Origin of the sequence: Bacteroides sp. NSJ-48 (genome assembly GCF_014287405.1) — a bacterium.
GTDB classification, from domain to species: domain Bacteria; phylum Bacteroidota; class Bacteroidia; order Bacteroidales; family Bacteroidaceae; genus Bacteroides; species Bacteroides stercoris.
On the sequence record NZ_JACOOD010000007.1, the window covers coordinates 100,234 to 123,981 of the forward strand.

The 23,748-nt window shown below is 49.1% G+C and carries 16 protein-coding genes; 7 read left to right on the forward strand and 9 right to left on the reverse strand.

Features of this window, described 5'->3' with window-relative positions; all coding sequences use genetic code 11:
• Window positions 1-26: 26 nt before the first annotated feature.
• Both H8S52_RS05295 and H8S52_RS05300 read right to left on the reverse strand, forming a co-directional pair.
• Complete coding sequence (locus tag H8S52_RS05295) at window positions 27-452, reverse strand: hypothetical protein (protein WP_004290856.1); 426 nt, start codon at window positions 450-452, stop codon at window positions 27-29.
• Window positions 453-471: 19 nt separating this feature from the next.
• Complete coding sequence (locus H8S52_RS05300; protein ID WP_117985134.1) at window positions 472-1,770, reverse strand: phenylacetate--CoA ligase family protein; 1,299 nt, start codon at window positions 1,768-1,770, stop codon at window positions 472-474.
• 243 nt (window positions 1,771-2,013) lie between these two features.
• Here H8S52_RS05300 and uvrB point away from each other — a divergent pair, with 243 nt between their 5' ends.
• The 4 genes from uvrB to H8S52_RS05320 all read left to right on the forward strand — a co-directional run bounded on the left by uvrB (window position 2,014) and on the right by H8S52_RS05320 (window position 11,734).
• A complete protein-coding gene (gene uvrB / locus H8S52_RS05305) occupies window positions 2,014-4,074 on the forward strand; it encodes an excinuclease ABC subunit UvrB (protein WP_117985157.1) in 2,061 nt (686 codons plus the stop codon).
• Window positions 4,075-4,156: 82 nt separating this feature from the next.
• On the forward strand, window positions 4,157-5,215 hold the full coding sequence (locus H8S52_RS05310; protein WP_117857211.1) for a linear amide C-N hydrolase: 1,059 nt from the start codon (window positions 4,157-4,159) through the stop codon (window positions 5,213-5,215).
• A 247-nt stretch (window positions 5,216-5,462) separates the two neighbouring features.
• Window positions 5,463-8,846 carry an exodeoxyribonuclease V subunit beta gene (locus H8S52_RS05315; RefSeq protein ID WP_186909422.1) on the forward strand — a complete coding sequence of 1,128 codons (3,384 nt, stop codon included), beginning with the start codon at window positions 5,463-5,465 and terminating at the stop codon, window positions 8,844-8,846.
• Entirely contained in the window at window positions 8,843-11,734 is a 2,892-nt protein-coding gene (locus tag H8S52_RS05320; protein ID WP_186909423.1) for a PD-(D/E)XK nuclease family protein, read from the forward strand. The genes H8S52_RS05315 and H8S52_RS05320 overlap by 4 nt, the downstream gene beginning before the upstream one ends.
• 102 nt (window positions 11,735-11,836) lie before the next feature.
• Here H8S52_RS05320 and H8S52_RS05325 read toward each other — a convergent pair whose 3' ends face one another.
• The 5 genes from H8S52_RS05325 to H8S52_RS05345 all read right to left on the reverse strand — a co-directional run bounded on the left by H8S52_RS05325 (window position 11,837) and on the right by H8S52_RS05345 (window position 16,268).
• Window positions 11,837-12,964: a response regulator gene (locus H8S52_RS05325; RefSeq protein WP_117906210.1), complete on the reverse strand. Its 1,128-nt coding sequence runs from the start codon at window positions 12,962-12,964 to the stop codon at window positions 11,837-11,839.
• Between the two features lie 41 nt (window positions 12,965-13,005).
• A complete protein-coding gene (locus H8S52_RS05330) occupies window positions 13,006-13,941 on the reverse strand; it encodes a UDP-glucuronic acid decarboxylase family protein (protein ID WP_186909424.1) in 936 nt (311 codons plus the stop codon).
• 115 nt (window positions 13,942-14,056) lie between these two features.
• The gene (locus tag H8S52_RS05335; protein ID WP_117666059.1) at window positions 14,057-14,584 is read right to left on the reverse strand and encodes a ParB/RepB/Spo0J family partition protein; all 528 of its coding nucleotides are present in this window, start codon (window positions 14,582-14,584) and stop codon (window positions 14,057-14,059) included.
• Window positions 14,581-15,870, reverse strand: coding sequence for a DUF3440 domain-containing protein (locus H8S52_RS05340; protein WP_151870607.1), 1,290 nt, complete (start codon window positions 15,868-15,870; stop codon window positions 14,581-14,583). The genes H8S52_RS05335 and H8S52_RS05340 overlap by 4 nt, the downstream gene beginning before the upstream one ends.
• A gap of 2 nt (window positions 15,871-15,872) precedes the next feature.
• Complete coding sequence (locus tag H8S52_RS05345) at window positions 15,873-16,268, reverse strand: hypothetical protein (RefSeq protein ID WP_022103845.1); 396 nt, start codon at window positions 16,266-16,268, stop codon at window positions 15,873-15,875.
• 494 nt (window positions 16,269-16,762) lie between these two features.
• On the opposite strand from H8S52_RS05345, the gene H8S52_RS05350 reads away from it, so the two are divergent.
• The 3 genes from H8S52_RS05350 to H8S52_RS05360 are packed head-to-tail and all read left to right on the forward strand — an operon-like array spanning window position 16,763 to window position 21,565.
• On the forward strand, window positions 16,763-18,514 hold the full coding sequence (locus tag H8S52_RS05350; protein ID WP_186909425.1) for a hypothetical protein: 1,752 nt from the start codon (window positions 16,763-16,765) through the stop codon (window positions 18,512-18,514).
• Between the two features lie 13 nt (window positions 18,515-18,527).
• On the forward strand, window positions 18,528-20,102 hold the full coding sequence (locus H8S52_RS05355; RefSeq protein WP_118939586.1) for a DUF5723 family protein: 1,575 nt from the start codon (window positions 18,528-18,530) through the stop codon (window positions 20,100-20,102).
• 26 nt (window positions 20,103-20,128) lie between these two features.
• Complete coding sequence (locus tag H8S52_RS05360; RefSeq protein ID WP_151870608.1) at window positions 20,129-21,565, forward strand: DUF3868 domain-containing protein; 1,437 nt, start codon at window positions 20,129-20,131, stop codon at window positions 21,563-21,565.
• Window positions 21,566-21,658: 93 nt separating this feature from the next.
• Here H8S52_RS05360 and H8S52_RS05365 read toward each other — a convergent pair whose 3' ends face one another.
• Together H8S52_RS05365 and H8S52_RS05370 are read right to left on the reverse strand one after the other, a co-directional pair.
• On the reverse strand, window positions 21,659-22,873 hold the full coding sequence (locus H8S52_RS05365; RefSeq protein WP_117985152.1) for a sugar MFS transporter: 1,215 nt from the start codon (window positions 22,871-22,873) through the stop codon (window positions 21,659-21,661).
• A gap of 98 nt (window positions 22,874-22,971) precedes the next feature.
• Complete coding sequence (locus H8S52_RS05370; protein ID WP_022103849.1) at window positions 22,972-23,649, reverse strand: porin family protein; 678 nt, start codon at window positions 23,647-23,649, stop codon at window positions 22,972-22,974.
• Window positions 23,650-23,748 lie beyond the last annotated feature (99 nt).

The following is a 23,748-nucleotide window of genomic DNA, read 5'->3' on the forward strand; positions in this document are numbered from 1 at the left end:
TTCATAACCTTCATACTGTCCTTTTTTTACAGTTTATACAAGTCGCTCGCAGCCAGCAAGTCCACCTTTTTCTCCGTCAATACCCGGATACAGTTTTCCATATCGTTGGGACGGATAATGACATTGGCAGTCTGCCCGTTGGCAAAGGAGTACATATATTCGATGAACACGCCTTCATCAGACAGGCAACGGAGCACCTTTGCCAATGAACCCGGAATGTTGGGACAACTGATTCCCACCACATCGGTCACATTGACGGCAAAATGATTATCCTTCAATGCCTTATACGCCTTATCAGGTTCGGAGACGATGCCGCGAAGAATACCGAAATCGGCATTCTCGGCTATACAGAGTGCAGAGAGATTGACACCCTCTTTGGCAAGAACTTCCGTCACTTCCGTAAGGCGACCGGACTTGTTTTCCAAAAAAATAGAAAGTTGTTTTGCTACCATAAGTTTACTATTTTACGATTTACAATTTACGATTGTCGATTACGCGCTTCGCTTTACCTACGCTGCGCTCGATGCTGCGCGGCTCTACCAGGCGGACATCCACGCCCAGGCCCAGTACGCTTTGCAGGCGTGCGGTAAGCTTTTTCTTCAAAGCCAGCATCTTGTTGATTTCATCCGAGTAGTATTCCGGACGGACTTCCACTTGCAGTTCCATGGTATCCGTATTATTCTTACGGTCGACGAGCAACAGGTAATGCGGTTCGAATTCGGGCATTTCGAGAATGACGGATTCAATCTGCGTGGGGAATACATTCACGCCACGGATGATGAGCATATCATCGCTACGTCCGAGAATACGGTCCATACGCACCAGTGTACGGCCGCAAGGACATTTGTCATAATGCAGGGCGGTAAGGTCTTTGGTGCGGTATCGCAGCAGCGGCATGCCTTCTTTGGTAAGGTGGGTAAACACCAGTTCGCCCGTCTCGCCCGGAGCAACCGGTTCAAGAGTGTTCGGGTCTACTATTTCGGGGAAGTAATGGTCTTCGTTGAGATGCGTCCCATGCTGGCATTCGCACTCGTACCCCACGCCGGGACCTGCTATTTCGCTCAGCCCGTAAATATCATAAGCCTTTATTCCCAACTTCGCCTCGATGTCGCGGCGCATATTCTCCGTCCACGGCTCTGCGCCGAATGCACCGAACTTCAGCTTGAACTCCTCGCGCGGGAAACCGGAGTCCTTAATGGCATCCGCCAGATACAGCGCATAAGAGGGCGTGCAGCAAAGCACCGTCGAACCGAAATCGTGCATCAGCGTAATCTGTTTCTCCGTATTGCCGCTGGACATCGGAATGACGGATGCGCCGATATTCTCGGCACCGGCATGCGCACCCAGTCCGCCGGTAAAGAGTCCGTATCCGTAGGATATCTGGAAAATGTCCGAGCTGCCCGCACCGTATGCAGTAAAAGCACGCGACAGGCATTCCGACCATGCCGACAGGTCTTTACGCGTATACCCCACCACGGTAGGCTTTCCCGTTGTTCCGGAAGATGCGTGAATACGGACTATCTGACTCATGGGAACAGCACAAAGCCCGAAAGGATAATTGTCGCGAAGGTCGTATTTAGTGGTAAAAGGAAGTTTCACGATATCATCGATGCTGTTGATGTCATCGGGGGCAATGCCCAGTTCCTGCATTTTCCTGCGATAGAAAGGAGTGTCATGATACACACGCTCCACTGTCTTTTTAAGACGAATGCCCTGGATTTTGCGAAGACTTTCGCGGTCCATGCATTCGATACTCTCGTTCCAAATCATGTTTTTGTTGTATTACATTAATGGTTATTGTTAAATTGATACCGCAAAGTTATGTTTTACTTACTGATTTGCAAATTTTCAGTACGAAAAACTTCAATATTCTTCAAGAAGCAGATTTCATATACATTCCGTCTGTTTTCCGGCTTGACGATGCAAGGACTTACAATGGCAGCATTGTTTTTAGACCCATTAAGTTGCTTTATTTTCATTCCTTTCCTATCTTTGCCCGACAATACTGATGAAATGAATAAATTCGAGTTAACATCCGCCTACCGCCCCACCGGCGACCAGCCGGAAGCAATCGCACAGCTCACCGAAGGAGTGCTTGAGGGAGTTCCCGCACAGATCTTGCTGGGCGTGACCGGCTCCGGAAAGACATTCACCATTGCCAACGTCATAGCCAACATCAACAAGCCTACGCTCATATTGAGCCATAACAAGACGCTGGCGGCACAACTCTACAGCGAGTTCAAGGGATTCTTCCCGAATAACGCAGTGGAATATTACGTATCCTATTACGACTATTACCAGCCCGAAGCCTACCTGCCCTCTTCGGACACCTATATAGAAAAGGACCTCGCCATCAATGACGAAATAGACAAGCTGCGGCTTGCCGCCACTTCCGCCCTGCTTTCCGGACGCAAGGACGTGGTGGTGGTATCTTCCGTATCGTGCATTTACGGTATGGGAAATCCGGCGGATTTCTATAACAACGTAATCGAAGTGCAGCAGGGAAAAACCTACAGCCGCAACGTATTCCTGCGCCGTCTTGTAGACAGCCTCTACGTCCGCAACGACATCGACCTGAACCGCGGCAACTTCCGTGTAAAGGGCGATACCGTAGACATCTACCTTGCATACGCCGACAACCTTCTGCGCATCGTTTTCTGGGGAGACGAGGTGGACAGCATCGAAGAGGTAGACCCCGTGAGCGGTGTTACAATCGCCCGTTTCGATGCTTACAAGATATACCCCGCCAACCTCTTCATGACTACCAAAGAAGCCACCCTGCGCGCCATCCACGAGATAGAGGACGACTTGCACAAGCAGGTGCAGTGGTTCGAGAGCGAAGGCCGTCCTTTCGAGGCAAAGCGTCTGCAGGAGCGCGTTACCTACGACATGGAGATGCTGCGCGAACTGGGTCACTGCTCGGGCATAGAAAACTATTCGCGCTATTTCGACGGGCGTGCGGCAGGTACGCGCCCCTACTGTCTGCTGGATTTCTTTCCCGATGATTTTCTTATCGTCATTGACGAAAGTCACGTCAGCGTTCCGCAGATACGCGCCATGTACGGCGGCGACCGTGCCCGGAAGACAAACCTGGTAGAATACGGTTTCCGGCTTCCCGCCGCAATGGACAACCGCCCGCTGAAGTTCGAGGAATTCGAGTCGATGGCAAAGCAGGTGATATACGTCAGCGCCACCCCTGCCGACTACGAACTGATGCAATCCGAAGGCATCGTTGTGGAGCAGGTAATCCGTCCCACCGGTTTGCTGGACCCCATTATCGAAGTGCGTCCCAGCCACAACCAGATAGACGACCTGATGGAAGAAATCCAGTTGCGCATCGAACGCAACGAGCGCACCCTCGTCACCACGCTGACCAAGCGCATGGCGGAAGAGCTGACGGAGTATCTGCTCAACAACAGCGTAAAGTGCAACTACATACACAGCGACGTAGACACGCTGGAACGTGTAAAGATTATGAGCGACTTGCGCGAGGGCGAGTACGATGTACTTGTCGGTGTCAACCTTCTACGTGAGGGACTGGACTTGCCGGAAGTATCTCTTGTGGCTATTCTGGATGCCGACAAGGAGGGATTTCTCCGCTCCCACCGCTCGCTGACACAGACGGCGGGACGCGCCGCCCGTAACGTCAACGGCATGGTTATCATGTATGCCGACAAGATAACGGAAAGCATGCAGCTCACCATCGACGAAACCAACCGCCGCCGCGAGAAGCAGTTGAAATATAACGAGGAGCACGGCATCACCCCTCAGCAAATCAAGAAGGCAAAGAACCTCAACGTATTTGCCGGCACGGAAGGATTTGCCGAAGGTGGAACCGGCAAGGAAAAATCCCCGGCAACCGCGCCCCGTCCCTATGTGGAACAAGAGAGCAGCACCACGGTTGCCGCAGACCCGATTGTCCGGTACATGAGTCGCGCCCAACTCGAAAAGAGCATCGAGCGCACCAGGAAACTGATGCAGGAAGCCGCCAAGAAACTCGACTTCATCGAAGCCGCACAATACCGCGACGAAGTACTGAAAATGGAAGAACTGCTGAAAGAAAAAACGGAATAGAAGCTAAAAAGCCAGCCTGTATCAAACTGTTTGACGCCGCATTTGTTACTCTTTGCATATAACCCACTTAACAAACAAGATTATGAATAAAAAAAGAGGAACGGTAGCGCTGACAGCCTTGGCTGCCCTGTTTTCAGTAGCCATACAGCAAGCGGACGCATGCACGCGCGCTACTTACATCGGACCGGAGAATCTGGTTATCACAGGCCGTACGATGGACTGGAAAGAGGACATCATGAGCAACATCTACGTGTTTCCGCGAGGAATGCAACGGGCCGGCTACAATAAAGGCGAAACAGTGAAATGGACTTCAAAGTACGGCAGTGTCATTGCCACAGGCTATGATATAGGTACGTGCGACGGCATGAACGAGAAAGGACTGGTGGCCGGACTGCTGTTCCTGCCGGAGTCCGTATACGACCGTCCCGGAGACACCCGCCCCGTAATGGGCATCAGCATCTGGACGCAGTATGTGCTCGACAACTTCGCCACCGTGCGCGAAGCCGTGGACGAACTGAAGAAGGAGACTTTCCGCATCGACGCTCCCCGAATGCCCAACGGCTCGGCTTCCACCCTTCATCTGGCTATTACGGACGAAACGGGGAATACCGCTATCCTGGAATATCTGGACGGGAAACTAAGCATCCACGAGGGCAAGGAATACCGGGTGATGACCAACTCGCCCAGGTACGAGTATCAATTGGTCGTCAACGACTATTGGAAGGAAGTCGGCGGATTACAGATGCTGCCCGGAACCAACCGCTCCAGCGACCGTTTTGTACGCGCGTCATTCTACATTCATGCCATTCCGCAGACAGCAGACGCGGCGATTGCAGTACCCGGCGTATTGAGTGTGATGCGTAACGTATCCGTACCGTTCGGAATCACTACGCCCGACAAGCCTCACATCTCCTCCACGCGCTGGCGCTCGGTAGCCAATCAGAAAGATAAGGTATATTACTTTGAATCCACCCTTACTCCCAACCTCTTCTGGCTCGATTTGAAGAAGATGGATTTCAGCCCCCAAGCCAAGGTCAAGAAACTCTCTCTGACCAATGGAGAAGTCTATGCGGGAGATGCCGTAAAGGATTTGAAAGACAGTCCTTCTTTCACGTTCCTGTTCCAGACACCGGTTCTCTGAGATAAGGCTTATACATAAACAAAGTTGTCAAAATGCACTTGACAATTTCTTTCAAGCACGGACTTCACAGATTTACCTTATCCTTTTTCTGTGAAATCCGTGCAACTCATGTCTGAAAAGAGACGGATAATAAACCTTTTTTTTCAAGGCATCTCTTTTTGCATGCCTCTTTTTCATGGCGCACTTAAGAGTCTTTCTCATGATTTTTCCGTATGTTTGCAACCAAACTTCAAACCTGCATGCCTACATGGAACTATTAGTATACAAAGCCTCAGCCGGTTCGGGCAAGACCTTCACACTGGCAGTGGAATACATCAAGCTTCTGATTCTCAATCCCCGCGCCTACCGGCAGATACTTGCCGTGACCTTTACCAACAAGGCTACGGCGGAAATGAAAGAGCGCATTCTGACGCAGCTCTACGGCATCTGGAAGGAAGACCCCGCATCGGATGCCTACCTGAAACGTATCAAAGAAGATTTGGCTAAGAAGCCGGAAACCGCCTCTCTTTCCGACAGGGAGTTGCGCCAACGCTCCGGAATGGCATTACAGTATATGCTGCACGACTACAGCCGCTTCCGCGTGGAAACAATCGACTCGTTTTTCCAGTCGGTCATGCGCAACCTTGCCCGCGAACTGGAACTCAGCCCCAACCTGAACATCGAGCTGAACAACGCCGAGGTGCTGAGCGATGCCGTAGACAGCATGATTGAAAAGCTCACCCCCTCTTCGCCCGTACTGGCCTGGCTGCTGGACTACATCAACGAACGCATTGCCGATGACAAACGCTGGAATGTGTCCAACGAAGTAAAAAGCTTCGGACGGAACATTTTCGACGAAAGCTACATAGAACGCGGCGAAGGATTGCGGTTCAAGCTGCGCTCTCCCGAAACGATAAAGCTCTATCGCGACGTACTGCGCGAAATGGAGACCGATGCACTGGAGCAGATGAAAGGCTTCTACGACCAGTTTGAAGGCGAGCTGGAAGGCCATGCCCTTGTGCCCGAAGACCTGAAAGGCGGTGCACGCGGCATAGGCAGCTATTTCCGCAAGTTGCGCGACGGACGGCTGGCGGATAAGGATGTCTTGAATGCCACCCTGCAAAACTGCCTGGCGGACGCCAAGAACTGGGCTACCAAGACATCTTCGCGCAAGGACGAGATTATCCGCCTTGCCGAAACCAGCCTGATGCCCCTGCTTCAGGATGCGGAAAGGTTCCGCCCGCAGAAGAACCGCACGATAAACAGTTGCCGCCTCTCGCTGCAACACCTCAACAAACTGCAACTGCTCAATCACATCGACGAAGAAGTACGCACCCTGAACCGCGAGCACAACCGGTTTCTGCTGTCCGACACCAATGCGCTACTGCACAAATTAGTGCACGAAGGCGACTCCTCTTTCGTATTCGAGAAGATAGGCGCCAACATCCGCAACGTAATGATAGACGAGTTCCAGGACACAAGCCGCATGCAATGGGACAACTTCCGCCTGCTGCTGCTCGAAGGGCTTTCGCAGGGAGCGGACAGCCTCATTGTGGGAGATGTGAAACAGTCCATATACCGCTGGCGGAATGGCGACTGGGGGATATTGAACAGCTTGGGAAGCGACCAGTCTAAAGTGCCACTCTGCGATGCTAAAGTGCCACTTTACGATGCTGAAGTGCCACTTTACGACGCTAAACCCCTACACTGCGAAAGCGGTGTCCAGCTCCCCTTCCCTTTCCCGGTGCGCGTGGAAACCTTGAAGACAAACCGTCGGAGCGAAACGAATGTCATCCACTTCAACAACCGCCTGTTTACCGCCGCAGTAGACTATCTGAACGCATTGCATCTGGAAGAGCTGAAGGAAGAGTGCATCCCCTTGAAACGCGCCTATGCCGATGTAGCCCAGGAGTCTCCCAAGACGGAAAACAAAGGCTATGTCAAAGTCTCCTTCCTAGAGCCCGATGAAGAACAGAACTACACGGAAAAGACCCTGTCGGCTATGGGCGAAGAAGTGCAAAGGCTGCTTTCGGAAGACGTGAAGCTGAACGATATAACCATTCTTGTGCGCAAAAACAAGAATATACCGCCCATTGCGGATTACTTCGACAAAGAGCTGCACCTGCCCGTTGTATCGGACGAAGCGTTCCGCTTGGATGCCTCGCTTGCCATTTGCATGCTGATAGATGCCCTGCGCTACCTGTCCAATCCGGAAGAGAAGATAGCGAGAGCCTCGTTAATCGCGAATTACAGTTTGCAGATTACCGGTAAGGGAGAAGCGGAAGCTCCCCTTGCAGCGCCTGCCGACTGGCACAAACTGCTGACCGCCGATGCAAGAACCGCGCTTCCCGCAGAGTTCGTCGCCCGTATGGACGAATTGCGCCTGATGCCTCTGTACGAATTGTTGGAAGAACTCTTCACACTGTTCGACATGGGACGCATCGGAAAGCAGGACGCCTATCTGTTCTCTTTCTTCGATGCGGTGACAGAGTACCTGCAAAACAACTCATCCGACCTCGACGGTTTCATCCGCTACTGGGACGAGACGCTTTGCAACAAAACCATTCCCAGCGGAGAAATGGACGGCATACGCATCTTCTCCATCCACAAGTCCAAGGGACTGGAGTTCCATACCGTGCTCATCCCCTTCTGCGACTGGAAACTGGAGAACGAAACATACAACCAACTGGTGTGGTGCACCGCCCCCGAAGCGCCGTACAATGCCATAGACCTTGTACCTGTCAACTACTCGTCCACAATGGCGGAGTCCGTTTACCGGCAAGATTACCTCAACGAACGGTTGCAGTTGTGGGTGGATAACCTGAACCTGCTGTACGTGGCATTCACCCGTGCCGGAAAGAACCTTATCGTATGGAGCCGGAAAGACCAGAAAGGCACTATGTCCGAACTTCTCTCCGCCGCCCTGCCCCAAGTGGCCAAAGCGGAAGAAGGCAGTTGGGACGAAGAAGGGAGCATCTATGAAAGCGGAGCGGTATATCCGTCGGAAGAGGCGCTCCTTCACTGCGTTCGGAATGGAAAGGACAAGGATGCGGACACTCCGGACGGGAAAAGCCGCACTGTGAACAAGCTTGCACAGAAGCCCGTCAAACTTCCGGTACATACGGAAAGCATGCGCCACGACATCGAATTCCGGCAGTCCAACCGTTCCGCCGACTTCATAGCCGGAGTGGATGAAGCCGAGTCCGGCCGGCGCTTTATCAACCGGGGGCGTCTGCTGCATACGCTGTTCTCCGCCATTGAAACGGAAGCGGACATCGACGATGCCGTCAACCGTCTGGTATTCGAAGGTATCATCGGCCGTGCCGAGACAGAGGAAGAGATACGGGAACTCACCCGCAAGGCATTTGCGCAACCGCAAATCAAGGACTGGTATTCGGGAAGCTGGCAGTTGTTCAACGAATGCGACATCATCTGGCAGGAGAACGGAGAACTCCGCAACCGCCGCCCCGACCGCGTAATGATGCGCGACGGTGCAATCGTGGTCGTAGACTTCAAGTTCGGCAAGCCCAACAAGAAATATAACAAACAGGTACAAGGGTATATGGAATTACTTGTCCGCATGGGATATGACGCCAATGCCATCAGCGGGTATCTGTGGTATGTAGAAGAAGAAATAATAGAGAAAGTATGAAAACATTCCTTCAATCAGTAGCCCAAGACCTATACTCCAAGATAGGGAACGACCTGTCGCGCACGGCAATCGTATTCCCCAACAAGCGTGCCAGCCTGTTCTTCAACGAATACCTGGCGGCTCAGAGCGACCGCCCGTTGTGGTCTCCCGCATATGTCAACATCAGCGAACTGTTCCGCAGCCTTTCGCCTCTGAAACCCGGCGACCCTATCCGGCTGGTGTGCGAACTGTACAAAGTGTTCCGCGAAGAAACGCACAGCGAAGAGCCTCTGGATGATTTCTATTTCTGGGGCGAGCTGCTTATCAGCGACTTCGACGATGCCGACAAGAACCTGGTAGATGCCGACAAGCTGTTCAGCAATCTGCAGGATTTGAAGAACATCATGGACGACTACGACTTCCTCGACCAGGAGCAGGAAGAAGCCATACAACAGTTTTTCCAGAACTTCTCCATCGACAAACGCACGCAACTCAAAGAGAAGTTCATCTCCCTTTGGGACAAGCTGGGAGACATCTACCGGCACTACCGGAAGAACCTCTCCGAACTGGGCATCGCGTACGAAGGCATGATGTACCGCCATGTAATAGAGGAGCTTGATACGGACCGGCTGCGCTACGACCGCTACGTCTTCGTGGGCTTCAACGTGCTGAACAAGGTAGAGACCCGCTTCTTCCAACGCCTGCAGGATGCGGGCAAAGCCATGTTCTACTGGGATTATGACGTGTTCTACACCCGCCTGCCCCACGAACAGCAACCGCCCTACGTGCACGAAGCGGGCGAATTTATCCTGCGCAACCTCAAGCTGTTTCCCAACCAACTGCCCGAAACTGCCTTCGATGTCCTGCGGCATCCCAAGAAAATACGTTTCATATCCGCTCCTACGGAGAATGCGCAGGCCCGCTACCTGCCCCAATGGGTGCGTACGGTCGTGAAAAGCGATACCGAAGCAAGCAAGGAGAAGGAAAACGCCATTGTGCTATGCAACGAGGCACTGTTGCTGCCCGTGCTGCACTCCATCCCGCCGGAAGTGGAGAACGTAAACATAACCATGGGATTTCCATTGGCGCAGACACCCGTATACAGCTACATCAACGCCCTTATGGAACTGCAAACCGCTGGCTACCGCAGGGATACGGGACGCTATACCTACGAAGCCGCACTTGCCGTACTGAAGCATCCCTACACCCGGCAACTGTCCGCCACGGCCGAAGACCTGGAGAAGCAACTCACCAAGGACAACCGCTTCTACCCTCTTCCGTCGGAGCTTAAAAAAGACGCTTTTCTCGAACAGGTATTCACCCCGCAGAACGGAACTGCTGCCATCTGCCGCTATCTCACCGAGCTGCTGCGCGAAGTGGCCGTTATATACCGTCAGGAGAAAGATGAAGAGGACATCTTCAACCAGCTCTACCGGGAGTCCCTATTCAAGGGCTACACCCTCATCAACCGCCTGCTCAGCCTGATAGAGAATGACGGGCTGAGCCTGCATACAGACACGCTGAAACGCCTGATGAACCGCCTGCTCACCGCCACCAACATCCCGTTTCACGGCGAGCCCGCCATCGGCATGCAGGTAATGGGCGTACTGGAAACGCGTAACCTCGACTTCCGCAACCTCATCATGCTGTCCCTCAACGAAGGGCAGCTCCCCAAGGCGGGCGGCGATTCGTCTTTCATCCCCTATAACCTGCGCAAGGCGTTCGGCATGACTACCATCGAGCATAAGAACTCCGTGTATGCCTACTACTTCTACCGCCTCATACAGCGTGCGGAGAATATTACCTTGCTGTACAATACGGCATCCGACGGACTGAACCGGGGTGAGATGTCGCGCTTCATGCTCCAGTTTCTCGTCGAGTCTCCCCACGACATCTCACGCCAATATCTGGAAGCCGGGCAATCTCCCCAACAAAGCCTCAAGATTGAAATACACAAGACGGACGAGGTACTGCAACGGATGTACAACGCATACGACATCCGCCGGCATCCCAACGCACTCTTTTCGCCTTCGGCACTCAACACCTACCTCGACTGCCGGCTCAGATTCTACTACCGCTACGTTGCCGGACTGAAAGCTCCCGACGAGGTAAGCACAGAGATAGACTCCGCCCTGTTCGGAACCATCTTCCACCGTTCCGCCGAGCTGGTATACCAGGACCTCACGGCCAACGGAAAGGAGATACGCCGGGAAGACCTGGAGCAGTTGCTCCGCAACGACGTAAGGTTGCAGGCATACGTAGACACCGCCTTCAAGGAGGAGTTTTTCCATGTGCCTGCTGGCGAGCAACCCGAATACAACGGCACACAGCTTATCCACTCCAAAGTAATCGCATCCTATCTGCGGCAATTGCTCCGCAACGACCTGCAGTACGCCCCTTTCCGCATGGAAGGCATGGAACAAAAAGTAACGGAAACCCTGGAGATAGAGACTCCTTCCGGAATGCTTCCGCTGAATATCGGCGGAACGATAGACCGTATGGACAGCAAAGGCGATACCCTGCGCATCGTGGACTACAAGACGGGCGGCACTCCCAAGACTCCCGAAAGCATAGAGCAGTTGTTTACCCCTGCCGACAACCGTCCGAACTACATCTTCCAGACTTTCCTGTATGCTGCCATTATGTGCCGCAAGCAAGGACTGAAGGTAGCTCCATCCCTGCTGTACATCCACCGTGCGGCATCCGAGAGTTACTCGCCCGTTATCGAGATGGGCGCACCGCGCCAGCCCAAAGTGCCGGTCAACAATTTTGCGTTTTATGAAGATGAGTTTCGCGAACGGCTATCGGCGCTCCTGCAGGAGATATACAATCCCGAAGAGCCTTTTACCCAGACGGAAGATGCGAAGAAATGCGAATACTGTGACTTTAAAAGACTGTGCAAGAAATAGAGGAGTACAATAAAACAATAGGGTAATTAAAGTAATAAAATCTGAGGAATCATATTGCAGCCAATATCACTTTAGCACCCTATTGTTTTATTGTCCTCTTTTTTATTTCTTCAACGGGATAGAGAAATAGAATGTCGACCCCTCTCCTTCCTTGGATGTAAACCACAGCTTACCGCCAATCTTCACTGCAAAATCCTGACACAGCAGCAATCCCAGTCCGGAGCCTTCTTCATTATTTGTGCCGAACGTACTGAAATGCGTATCTGTATGCAGCAGTTTCTGCTGTCCTTCTTCATCGATGCCGCAGCCGCTGTCTTTTACACTGACTACCACTGTATCTCCTTGCTCTTCCATCTTCACCAACACTTCCGAATTTTCGTTACTGAATTTAATGGCATTGCTCAGCAGATTGCGAATAATGGTTTTCAGCATATCAATATCGGTACAGACAGGCAACTTCTCCGGCTTTTCTTCACGGATGGTAATTTTCTTCAAGCCGGCCACCATATTGAACACATCAATCACGCTGTCTACCACTTCCACGGCATCCACATCCTGATAGACAACATTCAGGTTGCCAATCTGGCTTTTTGTCCACTTCAACAGGTTATCCAGCAATGAAAACACATCTTCCGTTGTCCGGTTTGCCATTGTCAGCAGTTCGTACATCTCAGCGCCAATCTTCTCAACGGGCAGATTGAGCATCAGCATGTTCAGCACCATCTTGATAGAGCCCATCGGAGAACGCAGATCGTGGGCAATCACAGAATACAACTTGTCGCGCCCGGCAATGATGCGCTGCAACTCTTCCGTCTTATTCAGAATGATACGTTTGGCCGCCACCAATGAAATCTGATGGGTGACACGGATTATCAGCTCTTCCTTATTGAAAGGTTTGGAAATAAAGTCGCTGGCACCCGCCTGAAAACCTTTCACTATATCCGTTGTACTGTTCAACGCTGTCAAAAAGATGATTGGAATATCCGCTGTATCGGGATTGGATTTGAGACGCTGCGCTACTTCAAAGCCGCTTAAATCGGGCATCATCACATCCAGCAGCAGCAAGTCCGGACGTTCTTTATCCACTTGCTCCAAGGCCTGCCGTCCGTTGTTTGCCGTAGCAATCGCAAACTTCTCATTTGTCAGGAGTACTTTCAACAACAATACGTTGGACATCACATCATCTACGATGAGGATTTTGTACTCAGAAGGATTTATTTCCATGTTCATCTTTGTATTATATTTTTTCCCGTTATTGGTACCATATTTATTCAGGAACGATACTTGCCGAAATATTCAATCATGTGGAGCAAGCCTTCCTCCAGCTCTATTGCAGGCTGCCAGTCCAGTTTATGTTTGGCCAACGTAATGTCCGGTTTCCGTTGTCTCGGGTCATCGTGCGGCAGTGGTTTGAATATCAGTTTTGATTTGGAGCCTGTCAGCCTAATAACCTTCTCTGCCAGTTCAAGGATGGAGAACTCGTTGGGATTGCCCAAATTTACCGGACCGATAAACCCTTCTTCCGTATTCATCATACGTACCATCCCCTCTATCAAGTCGTCCACGTACTGGAAACTGCGGGTCTGGGCGCCCGAACCGTAAATGGTGATGTCCTTGTCCTGCAATGCCTGGACCACAAAGTTGGAAACCACCCGCCCGTCGTCGGGCAGCATGCGCGGACCGTATGTATTGAAAATACGTATAATCTTTATGCGTATCCCGTTCTGACGGTAATAATCCATAAAAAGCGTCTCTGCGCAACGCTTGCCTTCATCATAACAAGAACGGATACCGATTGGATTTACATTTCCCCAATAACTTTCCACTTGGGGATGTATGACAGGATCGCCGTAGATTTCGCTGGTAGACGCCTGCATGATTTTTGCACCCGTCTTTTTGGCCAGCCCCAGCATATTGATGGCTCCCAATACCGAAGTTTTAATAGTCTTTATGGCATCGTGCTGATAATGTACCGGCGATGCGGGGCAGGCCAGGTTATAAATCTCATCGACTTCCGCCTCATAGGGCAATTCCACATCGTGAAGCACGAACTCAAAACGGGGATTTCCTTTCAGATGGGCTATATTCTCTTCCGAACCGGTGAAGAGATTGTCCAGGCATATTACTTCGTGCCCGTCTTTAATCAGCCGGGTACACAGATGAGAACCTATAAAGCCGGCACCACCGCTAACCAATATTTTTTTCATGCAGCACTTATTTCTGTGTCCGAAGACCATGCAACTTGTTTGTTCTGTTTATGTGCTGACAAATGTAGGCGATTTGGCTAAAATATGCAAGTTTACAGGAGATTTATTTCAACTATCAAGGCATATATTCCGGCTTGTTGTCAGGAATACTGAAATCTTTATTGGCAAACAGGTCTGCCAAACCCGAGATTTGCTTCAGACGAAGCAGCTCGTCCCGGTCCATTCCTATGTTTTTCATAATCCACTGGTCGGACATACCGGCACGGTCCAGTTCGGCAACGATGTTGCACATCAACTCGATGTTATGCGCCCCGCGCGCACGGTTATGACGGATAGTGGACGCCATGCGGTTGGACAGCTCCTTGTCAATTACAACAACCGGCAGCAAGCCGTTTTCGCGCTGATAAATCCGCTTGGAAGTTTTCAATACCTGATAGCGGTGGTAGCCGTCCACCAATATATAGTTGTCTTTCTCCCGGTCGTAATAGCACACGCAGGGCATTGTAAATCCGTCTTCCCAGATGGACAGTTCCAGCAGTTTCATTTCGGGCGGTGCCACTACATTGGGGTTATAATCATTGGCCTGTATCTTTTCTACGGGAATTGCTTTTACATTATATACCGGACTCTTATCTACACTCATAACATCATATTTTTGAATTGTTCCATTATCTTGTCTCGCTTGTATATCTCCTCTTTGGTCAGGGCAAACCCCATGTACTTGCACGCGTGGTCGTTCTTCAGGATACAGATGCACATGCGCTTGTAGGTAGGGATTTCCCTGAATTCCGTTATATCGATATCATCCAGATAATCCATGCGGACAGGTTTCTTGTTTGTCTTGTAATTGGTATGATTCATCACTTCGATGGGAATGCCTGCGTCTTGCAGCTTCTTTATGGTATTCTCGCCCAGGCATCCCCCTTTTGTCCGCCAGAATTCGATGCTGACGGTCAGCTTCTTCAGATAGTTGCGCCGGGTTTCTTCGGGCAAGGTGGAAAGCAGGAATTGCATAAAGCTCTTCCAGGTATACCCTTCGGGAATGCGTACGCTCTGCCAGCCCATGGCGTGAGTACCGCCATAGATACCGGTAAAGTTCACCCCGTTGACACGCCCTATCATCTTCCCCCAGGTATTGGGGTCTATCACTTTATACAATGCAAGGCTCTCCTGCGCCTCGCACAGGAACGGACTTGCCACCCGCTGGCGCTCTATATTGACACCCGCCTTATAATACAAATCGTACAGATAGTTATAATCGAAGCCGAACTTGCCGTTGGCAGTCCATATATCCGTTGTTTTCCAGTCGTAGATGGGGTAAGCGTTGAATATGTCATTGCCTATCTTGGAAGTCCACCTGTAGTTATGGTACATCTGGTACTTACGGTTCAGATGAATACTGCGCCAACGGTTGAAACTTTCCTGCGTGCGGATACCAATAAGGAAACAGGTGCGCACCGCATCTTTCCGCTGATGCAGCCATTTGGCAAAGTGCATCTGGAATTCGTAATCCCACATTTTCTCCGTATAGAAAGGGAACGCTTCTTTCGTATAAGAACCCTGCGGCATCTGACGCACCCAAAGTTCCTTCATGCTCTCGTCCCAGGGACGCCAATAACTCTGATACATGGATGTGCAGGTGGTGACCTTGAAAGGGACACATACCCTGTAGACTTCCAGAATATCCTTATTGGCTTCCAATATACGGTCTACATAGTCTATGGTTACGGTGTACTGTATCTCATAATCCATATGAAACACACACAATTTTCGCTTTAAATTATTACGCCGGATGTAATCTATGCACAAGTTCAGCAATACGCCACTGTCCTTCCCTCCGGAAAACGACACGCATATTGTATCGAACTCCTTAAAAATCAACTCTAAACGTTCCTGCGCAAGTTTGTATACATTTTTAGAAACAGCCATAGTTATCTGTCTTTTTTCATTTTCACGTAGCGAGTCCAGACTTTCTCCTCCGAAAAGCCCAATTCCTTAAAAAGAGAGCAATGCTCCATGAAAGTAACCGATGTCAATTCCTTACCCGCAGTTGTATTCGATATAACCTTCTCCAATAATAGCTTCAGCGTGCTTTCATTATTGTCCTCTACATAGTAGTTGTTAATGATGCACTCTTTCTTCTTCTCTTCTACGGGTATAAAACCTATAACTTTCCTCTTTTCTACTGCCACAAACCAAACAAAATCTTCCGATGTACGAAACGGGTAGTTATAATTCTGCTTTAAGACATCGGGATTCATCACCAATGGCGCTACAAGCTCATATAGCCGCCTGTCTGTTCCCTTTAATTGTATAATTTGTATCATTCAGTATTATCGGTTTTATGTTTTGATTGTAAATTGTTCAAAGATAAATATTAAACTCTATGCCTTAAGCAATTTTTAAGCAGTTTTAAGAATAAAGACTCAAATTGTCGTAATTTATTATTTTTTATACAGAATTTGTAATCCACTGATAATCAATAGGCATAAAAGTGGCATTATTCAGTATATGACTGAACCTATTTAAGTATACGACTGAAATAGGATGAGTATACAACCGAAAGGAATTCAGTATGCGACTGGATGTTCCATCATTTTAAATTATAAATAATTTTCAGTAAAACGGCAATGTACCGGAAAGGGATTAAACAGTTTTATTTCACCTATATTCTTACATTTTTAACGCTTAAAGCGTCATTAATTAAATAAAATTTATATATTTGCACAGCTTTTAGAAATTAATCTAAAGTTCCTTTTCTCTATTCTATTTTTCCAATATAAATAAGTAAACAACAAAAATAATTATTAACAGTAAAATTATGATGCTAAACACAAAGAAAAGACCGCTTATGGCTGCGGCCCTATTACTGACATCGTTAGGAATAACCACATCGTGCATTGACAGCAGTTACGACCTGAACAAAGACATCGACATGACAATCAGCGCAGGTGGCGAACACCTGGCAATTCCCGTGGGATATACGGAGAAGATAACATTGGATAAAATCATCGAACTGGACGAGGGGGATGATTTGCAGATTGTAGATGGAGAATATCATCTGCTGAAAAAGAATAATATAGATGAAACGAATACATCTGTGGGAACTGTTACGGTTGCAGAGTCCGAGAATATTATTGATGCGATTACACTGCTAAATTCTGTATCGACTCCCGGAGCCAATATTGTTATACCAAAAAAACAATCGGAAGGCAAAATCAACGCCGAAGCTCGCGGCGTGGACAAAGCCGTCATAGAAATCGGTTCCTTAGCTGCCGATATGCCGACAACCCTGACTCTTAAATTTGAACTTGGCGGTGGAATTTCTATCGAACGGGTTGATATTAAAACTATGACAATCACTTTCCCGGACTTTATACAATTCGAGAATGAGAACGGACTGAACGGTCAGACCCTTACCATGACCGATGTACAAATAAAGCCCTCCGAATTTAAAAAAGAACTGAAAATCAACAAATACGTATTCGGGAACACGTACGGTGAAGGAAACAGAGTTGAAGAAGAGAATGGAGACAGAATCCTTAAAATCGAGAACCAAAAGATAACGATAGAAATGCAAGGTATATATGCAAATAATCCCCAAGGTAGCGGTTCTTTAAGTATCACCCCCACAGTTACCCTCTCAGAAATGGCTGTAAGTGAGGTTTACGGCACTATCCAACCCGACATCGACGTGAAGCCTACCGAAGTGGAACTGAACAATCTGCCCGACTTCCTGCAAGACGATGAAATAAGGCTGGACATCACCAATCCTGTATTCTCATTCAATGCCAACAACCCGCTGAATACGGATGTGGAAATGGACGGTGTCCTGACCGGATATAAGGACGGCAAAGTAACCAAGACCGTTAAAATAGGAAGCGGTAACGGCGGTGCATCCATCACTTTGAAGCCCAGCGGAGACAAGCAACAGACAATTTCAATAGTACGTGATGAGAAAACGGTGGTTGAGGCAAATGCAACCAAAGTTGTCGTGCCCAATCTGAACGATATTATTGAAACAATACCCGACCGCATCAATGTTGAGTTGAAACCGGCCGTAAAGACAGAACAGTATTACACCGTCAATTTAGGACAGGACTACACACTGAACAGCGCATACGACATCGACATCCCCCTGAGCTTCGGCAGCAATCTGAAAATTGTGTACGAAGAAACGCTCGATAACTTCGACCTCGACCTTGAAGATGTAGACATCGAGAAAGCTGTTCTTTCCATAAATGCCGTCAACACCATTCCTTTGGCAATGGAAATCAAGAACGAAAACGTAAGCGCACTGGATGCCAACGGAAACGTGATAAAAGACATCGACGTAACCGTAGAGGGAACCATCACGGAAAGCAAAGACGGCAAGACCGAAGTTTCAAGCACGCTCAACGTCAACTTGAACGAAACGGCGGAAGGCGCCATCAGCAAGCTGGACGGCCTGAAGCTGAAGATAACAGCCGTGCCCGGACAAGCCACCGATGTTCAGTTGCTAAGCACACAATGGATGCAGCTTAAAGACATGAAACTCAAAATTCCAAACGGTATCAAAGTAGATTTGAACTAACAGATATTATTTCATGCGATACAGACAAAAGATTCAACAATCATATATAACGAAACGAATGAAAACAAATGTTTTAGCGATTATACTGTCCGGAGCCGTAGCGACACTTGCTATCGGCGATGCGATGGCACAGACACAGAACAGCCGTTCAACCTATTTTCTGGAAGGAAGTACCTACCGTCACGAACTAAACCCCGCCTTCATGGGCGAACGCGGTTACGTCGGCTTTCCCGGCTTGGGCAATCTTACAATCGGCGCACAATCCACAGGCGGCGTAGGCGACTTTATCTTCAAGAAAGCCAACGGCGACCTCACCACCTTCATGAACGAGGAAGTGAGCAGCGCCGAATTCCTGAAAGGACTGCCCAAAAGACTGAAAGTAGGTGTCAACGTAGACGAATCGATTCTTTCCTTAGGCTTCCACGCCTGGGGCGGTTTTAACACACTCGGCATCTCCGTAAAGTCCAATACCAACGTTTTCATGCCCGATGAGCTCTTCAAGTTCATGAAAAACGGGGTAGCCAGCGAAACGGGAAGCAGCTACAACGTGAAGAACGTAAACATCGTATCTACCAACTATGCGGAAATCGCTTTCGGCCATGCACGCGAAATCAACGAACGCCTCACGGTAGGCGCCAAAGTAAAAGCGCTCGTGGGACTGGCAAAGGCCACCATGCACATTGACGAACTGAACATCCTCGCCTCTCAGGACAAATGGACCATCACCCCGAAAAATGCCGAGCTTTACATGTCTGCCAAAGGCCTCATCGTGCCCACCAAAGGCGAAACCGGCAACTATCAGGAAGACGACTATATCCTGGATGCCAACGGAGACAGAACCCCGATACTTAAAGACGGAACCGACGGACAGATTTCATACGATGACATCGATTTCGATACGGACAACCTCGGCCCCACAGGTTTCGGTATGGCTATTGATTTGGGAGCGACCTACAAACTGAATGACGAATGGACATTCTCCGCCTCCTTGCTCGACCTCGGTTTCATTTCATGGAAAAACACCACCAAAGGAACGATGAGCAAAGACTTCACGTTCGACGGTTTTAGCGACATCTCCGTGAAAGACGACGGAACCGACAACAACAAGAAACTGGACACCCAAGTGGACGAATTGGTAGATGACCTGGCAGATCTGGCAAAGTTTGATAAAGCAGGGGAAGGATTAAAGCGTACCACCGCCCTTGCAGCCACCCTGCACCTGGGCGCTCAATATACCCTGCCCGCTTACGACCGTCTGAGCTTCGGCTTCCTCTCCACCACCCGCATGCAAGGCAAGCACTCATGGACGGAAGCACGCGTTTCGGCAAATGTTGCCCCTCTCTCCTGGTTTGAAGCATCGGTAAACTACGCCTTATCCAACTTCGGCTCCGATGCCGGCATCATGCTGAATTTCCACCCGCGCGGTTTCAACTTCTTCATTGGTGCAGATGTTCCCATGTGTAAATACGAACCGGCCTACTACGCTCCTATCAGCCGTGCAGCCGTCAACGTAAATATGGGTATCAACTTTACTTTCGGACCGAAGCACAAGCGTAAATACAAAACGGTAGAAACCCAATCACTCTGAATTTATCAATCAAAACAAGAAGAATTATGAAAAGAATATATTGCCTGCTGTTTGCCATGCTGCCATTGGCAGCAATGGCAGGTGAGGTAAAAGTCACCAAACCGGTACTGACCTTGGAAAACGATACGTTGACACTGGACTTTAAGTTCAATATGGAAGCCGTAAAAGTCAACAGTACCCAGTCTTACGCCTTTACTCCGGTATTATTTGCCGGAAAGGATTGCAAGACCTTGCCGCCCGTTGTCGTAACCGGCAAAAACAAGTTCAAGATGCGCCACAAAGACCGTAAGCTTGCCAGGAAAGGCGATTACAATGCGCCTTATACCATTATTAAAGGCAAGTCTGCCGACCGCCAAAACCTGGTGAACTATACCATACGCCTCCCCTACGAAGAATGGATGAGCCAGGCAGATATGTGGATATTGCAGGAAGGCAGGAAAGACTGTCTGCTGGATTTACCCGAAATCCAGGTGATAGAACCGGTAGTTGTGGTAGAAGAAGAACCATTGCCGCAGAAAGGTTCCATCTGCGAACCCTGCATGAGCATGGTATCCTACCTCACCCCGACAGAAAAGCCGCTGAAAGTGCGCTCTGAACAAAACACCCTGTATATAGAATATGCAGTAGGTGGTACGGAATTCAAAGCCGATTTCAAAAACAACTCCGCTGAGCTTCAAAAGCTGAAGGAAACCCTGAACCCGCTGACCGAAGGCGACTTGGTTACTTTCAAAGCTATCAACATATGCGGCTATGCTTCACCCGACGGCTCTGCCAAGACCAACGACCGCGTAGCCACAAAACGTGCCGACTCTTTCGCCCTCTATCTCAGAGGAAGTTATCACTTCCCGGACAGCATACTGAACGTAACATCAGCCGGTGAAGACTGGGACAGCCTTGTCAAGATGCTTGAGGAAGACAAGCCCGACTATGCGGACAAAGCATTGGAAATAATCAATAAGTACACCAACCCCGATGTACGTGAAGCCAGACTGAAATCAGGATTGGGCAGCGCTTCCTACCGTGCCATGATGAATGAATATTATCCCCGCCTGCGTCGTCTGTCTATCGCCATAGATTACGAAATACGCGAAGTACGCAACTCCGAAGCCGCAACGTTGATTTATACCAATCCCAAGATGCTGAATCTGCAGGAAATGTACGGTGTAGCCAAAAATTTCCAACCGGGAACAAAAGAATATAAAGAAGTCTACGAAATAGCCGCTACCAACTATCCGGCAGATATTGTAGCCAATATCAACGCAGCTTCCGCCAACATCGTTTATGGTGACTTTGACCGCGCGCAGCAATACATGGAAAGGGTAAAAGACGATCCTCGTGCATGGAACAACCTGGGCGTGCTGGCATGGCTGTCGGGCGACAGTGAAATAGCAAAGGAATGGTTCACCAAAGCTTTGACCATAGAACCGGAAAAGGCACAGGAAAACTTGAATAAGATAAAGTAACATACACATCTTTGCATAAAAGATAAAAGAGTTGCAATAACGGGACAGTTCCCTATATTGCAACTCTTTTTTTATCCTATATCGGCAACCTCTTTATTGTGCCTTTCTTGCAACAGACAGCATTTTGCGTGCATAACACCATACTACGCAATAGGCAGCCAAAGGTACGATAAACGCCATCACCATTGTTGTATAATCCGCCACAAGCCCCATCAACAGCGGACCTACCACCCCGCCTACCGGAGACATCATCAGGAAAGAGGAAGCGCGCTTGGTATGGTTGCCCAACCCTCTCAGAGAAAGAGCGAAAATAGTAGGAAACATAATAGCCTCAAAAGCATATCCGCAGAGCAGTGCCACCAGCGACACCATGCCCATATCAAGCAATACCACAAGAGTAGTCACCACCGTTCCCGTAGCGCAAACCAGCAGCATCTTCTCCGCACGTACACGCCCCATAATCCAACTGCCTGCAAAACGTCCCAGCATAAATAATCCCAATCCGCCGAATGAGAGTACCAATGAGGCTTCACGGGCATTCATCCACCCCTGTTCCACTACATAATTAATGAAAAAACTATTAATGGAGATTTCCCCTATCTCGTAAGCAAACAGAGCCAGCAAACCAAAGATAAAGAGTTTGTGCGACCACAACCCTATTTCATGCCCGGCTTCATCCACCTCTGCACCATGCTCTATTTCGGGTAACTTAATCTTCGAGAAAACCAACGCTACCAACAGCACCACTATCCCCATGCCTACATAAGGCAGAGCCACATTACCCGCACTGCCGCTCCCATCTTCCGAAAACAAAAGCAGACCTGCCAGCACAGGAGCGCAAATACATCCCAAACCATTGAAGGACTGTGCAAAATTCAGGCGGCTGGCTGCCGTTTCCTTCGCCCCCAATTCCGTTGCATAAGGATTGGCAGCCGTTTCAAGGAATGTCAATCCACAACCGATGACAAAAAGGGCAAACAAGAACATATTGAATGACAGATAGTATTGCCCGGGAATAAACAGCAACGAACCGATACCGTACAGCAGCAATCCGAAAACCACTCCCCTGCGATACCCGAAACGGCTTATGAACAATCCCGCGGGAACAGCCATTACGAAATAACCCATATACATCATCGCCTGGATAAAAGCCGAATGCGCCTTTGTAATATCCAGCAGTTCCTGAAAATGCTTATTCAGCACATCCAGGATGGCATGTGCAAATCCCCATAGGAAAAAGAGAGAAGTAATCAATATAAAAGGAACAAGGTATTGCTCCCCTACCAACGGTATCCGTTTCTGTTTCATAATCCAATAATTTCAGACAATCTGTGTCTATCAGTAAATGCGGCCGCAAAGATAAGCAATAAAAAGGAGACAGCCCCATCCATACCACGTATCTTCAACTAAAACACATAAGAAAGGGATAACTGCCAATACCTGTTTTTGGATTCAAACACATCGCCGTCAAATATCTGGTCTATGGCATCGTGCTTGTTTCCACCGATATGATGTTTGGCAGATTGCGTCAGACCGATATTATAGTAACAGCTCAACATCAGGTGATTTACAATCTTAACACCGCCGCCAAGATTGATACCGACCTCAGTGGAACGCCAACCCATGGATGAGAGATCTTTGTCTATGACATCTACAGCTATATGGGCAAGCTTACGCCCCCAATTGTCCTCATCTACCAGAAAAGAAAAAGAAGGACCCACCCCCAGGAAGAGGTCAAAATTGTCTGATATGCCCATCTCCCATTTCAGTTCAATAGGGATGTCAATACTTTGCGTTTTTACATCGGTACTTGCACCGTTGGCAGTATTGGTAAGTTTCACACCGCGCTGCACATACAATAAGGAAAAGTCAAGAGCAAGACCATAAAAACCGGTCTGGTATTGCAACATGGGACCTACCTGAAAACCGGTCTGATTCTCTTCCTTGATCTGACTACTCATTCCGTGAATATCCGCTTTGTTGCCAAGCACACCTGCTTTCAAGCCGAAATGCAAGCCCTGCGCCATGCCGGTAACCGGAAATAAACATGCCAATAGCGACAATAAACAAATTACTTTTTTCATTATCATTTACAAAATAGAATTATGGGAACAAAGGTATGGATTTCCGTCCGTAGTCCAAATTCTCGTACAGTTAACATTGCTCTTTTTGTTCTTTTTTAG

Coding starts and splice junctions, on each gene's coding strand:
- H8S52_RS05295 (WP_004290856.1), bottom strand. CDS start 452: ATGGTAGCAAAACAACTTTCTATTTTTTTGGAAAACAAGTCCGGTCGC.
- H8S52_RS05300 (WP_117985134.1), bottom strand. CDS start 1,770: ATGATTTGGAACGAGAGTATCGAATGCATGGACCGCGAAAGTCTTCGC.
- uvrB (WP_117985157.1), top strand. CDS start 2,014: ATGAATAAATTCGAGTTAACATCCGCCTACCGCCCCACCGGCGACCAG.
- H8S52_RS05310 (WP_117857211.1), top strand. CDS start 4,157: ATGAATAAAAAAAGAGGAACGGTAGCGCTGACAGCCTTGGCTGCCCTG.
- H8S52_RS05315 (WP_186909422.1), top strand. CDS start 5,463: ATGGAACTATTAGTATACAAAGCCTCAGCCGGTTCGGGCAAGACCTTC.
- H8S52_RS05320 (WP_186909423.1), top strand. CDS start 8,843: ATGAAAACATTCCTTCAATCAGTAGCCCAAGACCTATACTCCAAGATA.
- H8S52_RS05325 (WP_117906210.1), bottom strand. CDS start 12,964: ATGAACATGGAAATAAATCCTTCTGAGTACAAAATCCTCATCGTAGAT.
- H8S52_RS05330 (WP_186909424.1), bottom strand. CDS start 13,941: ATGAAAAAAATATTGGTTAGCGGTGGTGCCGGCTTTATAGGTTCTCAT.
- H8S52_RS05335 (WP_117666059.1), bottom strand. CDS start 14,584: ATGAGTGTAGATAAGAGTCCGGTATATAATGTAAAAGCAATTCCCGTA.
- H8S52_RS05340 (WP_151870607.1), bottom strand. CDS start 15,870: ATGGCTGTTTCTAAAAATGTATACAAACTTGCGCAGGAACGTTTAGAG.
- H8S52_RS05345 (WP_022103845.1), bottom strand. CDS start 16,268: ATGATACAAATTATACAATTAAAGGGAACAGACAGGCGGCTATATGAG.
- H8S52_RS05350 (WP_186909425.1), top strand. CDS start 16,763: ATGATGCTAAACACAAAGAAAAGACCGCTTATGGCTGCGGCCCTATTA.
- H8S52_RS05355 (WP_118939586.1), top strand. CDS start 18,528: ATGCGATACAGACAAAAGATTCAACAATCATATATAACGAAACGAATG.
- H8S52_RS05360 (WP_151870608.1), top strand. CDS start 20,129: ATGAAAAGAATATATTGCCTGCTGTTTGCCATGCTGCCATTGGCAGCA.
- H8S52_RS05365 (WP_117985152.1), bottom strand. CDS start 22,873: ATGAAACAGAAACGGATACCGTTGGTAGGGGAGCAATACCTTGTTCCT.
- H8S52_RS05370 (WP_022103849.1), bottom strand. CDS start 23,649: ATGAAAAAAGTAATTTGTTTATTGTCGCTATTGGCATGTTTATTTCCG.